We start from the raw sequence: 2,138 nt of genomic DNA, 5'->3' as shown, positions 1-2,138 counted from the left end.
GGAGATCGAGACCAACCACCGCCCCGACGGCACCTGGGATGTGGTGACCAGCAAGGGCACCGTTCACGCGGAACATGTCGTCAACGCAGGCGGTCTCTGGGCGCGCGAGGTCGGTGCAATGGCCGGCGTTTACTTCCCGCTGCACCCGATGGAGCATCAATATATCGTCACCGACGAGGTGCCGATGATCGCCGAAATCATCGACGGCGGCGGCGAGCACCCGCATGTGATGGACCCGGCCGGCGAAAGCTACCTCAGGCAAGAGGGCCGCGGCCTCTGCATCGGTTTCTACGAACAGCCCTGCAAACCCTGGGCAGTGGATGGCACCCCCTGGGACTTCGGCCACGAGTTGCTGCAGGACGATTTCGACAAGATCGAGGATTCCATCAACTTTGCCTATAAACGCTTCCCGGCGCTGGAGGCTGCAGGCGTCAAATCGGTGATCCACGGCCCCTTCACCTTTGCCCCCGACGGCAACCCTCTGGTCGGCCCGGTGCCCGGCATGCGCAACTATTGGTCCGCCTGTGCGGTAATGGCCGGCTTCTCCCAGGGCGGCGGCGTCGGCCTGATGCTGGCGCAATGGATGGTGGAGGGCGAATGCGAGCGCGACACCTTCGCGATGGACTGCGCCCGCTTCGGTGGCTGGATCACCCCGGGCTACACCCGCCCGAAAGTCATTGAAAACTATCAAAAACGTTTTTCCATCGCCTACCCGAACGAAGAGCTGCCCGCCGCCCGCCCGTTCCGCACCACCCCGATGTACGACATCTTTGATGACATGGGCGCAGTCTGGGGCGCGCAATACGGGCTGGAGGTGCCGAACTACTTCGCGGCAGAGGGTGAACCGCGTTTCGAGACCCCCTCCTTCCGCCGTTCCAACGCCTTTGAGGCCATCGCGCGCGAAGTGAGAGCCGTGCGCGAAAACGTCGGCATCAACGAGGTCCACAACTTCGGAAAATACCTGGTCAAGGGGGCTGGTGCCCGCGCCTGGCTCGACCGTATCATGGCCGGCCGGGTGCCAAAACCGGGCCGCCTGTCGCTGACCCCGATGCTGTCCCCCAAGGGCCGGCTGATCGGCGATTTCACCATCTCCTGCCTGTCGGAAGAAGAGTTTCAGCTCACCGCCTCCTACGGCAGTCAAGCCTACCATATGCGCTGGTTCCTGCAGAACCTGGACGACGGTGTCAGCCTGGAAAACATCTCCGACACCCGTAACGGCTTCCAGATCGCAGGTCCCAAGGCGCGCGAGGTGCTGCAGGCCTGCACCCGCCAGGACATCTCTGACATGCGTTTCATGGATGTGCGCCGCCTGACCGTTGGCATGGCCGACTGCATCGTGCAGCGCGTCAGCTACACCGGCGATCTCGGCTATGAGATCTATTGCGACCTGCTCTCCCAGCGCGCCTTGTGGGATGCGCTCTGGACCGCAGGCCAGCCGCATGGGATGAAGCCCTTCGGCATGCGGGCGATGATGTCCCTGCGGCTCGATAAATTCTTCGGCTCCTGGCTGCGGGAATTCTCGCCCGACTACACAGCGGCGGAAACAGGACTGGATCGCTTCATCTCTTTCAAAAAAGAGGCGGATTTCATCGGCCGGGCCGCGGCAGAAGCCGAACGCGACGCAGGCCCCGCCCGCCGGCTCTGCGCTTTTGAAGTCGATGCAGACGACGCCGATGTGGTCGCCTATGAGCCGGTCTGGCTGGACGGCACCGTAGCGGGCTTCTGCACCTCCGGCGGCTATTCCCACCACGCGCAGAAATCCATCGCCCTGGGGTTTGTTCCCACCGATCGCGTCCGGGAGGGCCTTGAGGCCGGGATCGAGATCCTTGGCAAGATGTACAAGGCCCGCCTGATCACTGAACCGCTGTTCGACGCCGACGGCGCCCGGATGCGCGGCTAACTCCCCCAGGCAGGTCAGTTGTGCTGACCTGCCTGCCCCCTGTTGCCGGAGCAGCGTACGCTGCCCTCAGGGCAACCCCGCAACAGATACGTCAGCCCTTTTACCCGAATGTTTCGCGCGCGAAACATTCGGTCAGCCTCTCTGACCTAATGGATTTTTCCTGGACCCGTCTCTTCATCTTTCCCAAAATACTCCCGCCGGAGGCATCGCCCCCACCCCAGCCGCCTAGTGCAGGCTG

At 63.2% G+C, this 2,138-nt stretch carries 1 protein-coding gene; it reads left to right on the top strand.

Features of this window, described 5'->3' with window-relative positions:
• The coding region (locus VOI29_RS24265; RefSeq protein ID WP_323784434.1) for an FAD-dependent oxidoreductase at nt 1-1,900 on the top strand (1,900 nt) is incomplete at its 5' end.
• Between the last annotated feature and the right edge of the window lie 238 nt (nt 1,901-2,138).

The organism is Leisingera sp. (assembly GCF_034669605.1).
Taxonomy (GTDB): Bacteria; Pseudomonadota; Alphaproteobacteria; order Rhodobacterales; family Rhodobacteraceae; genus Leisingera.
The sequence above is the reverse complement of the archived record's forward strand: the minus strand, read 5'-3'. Positions and strand labels throughout refer to the sequence as shown.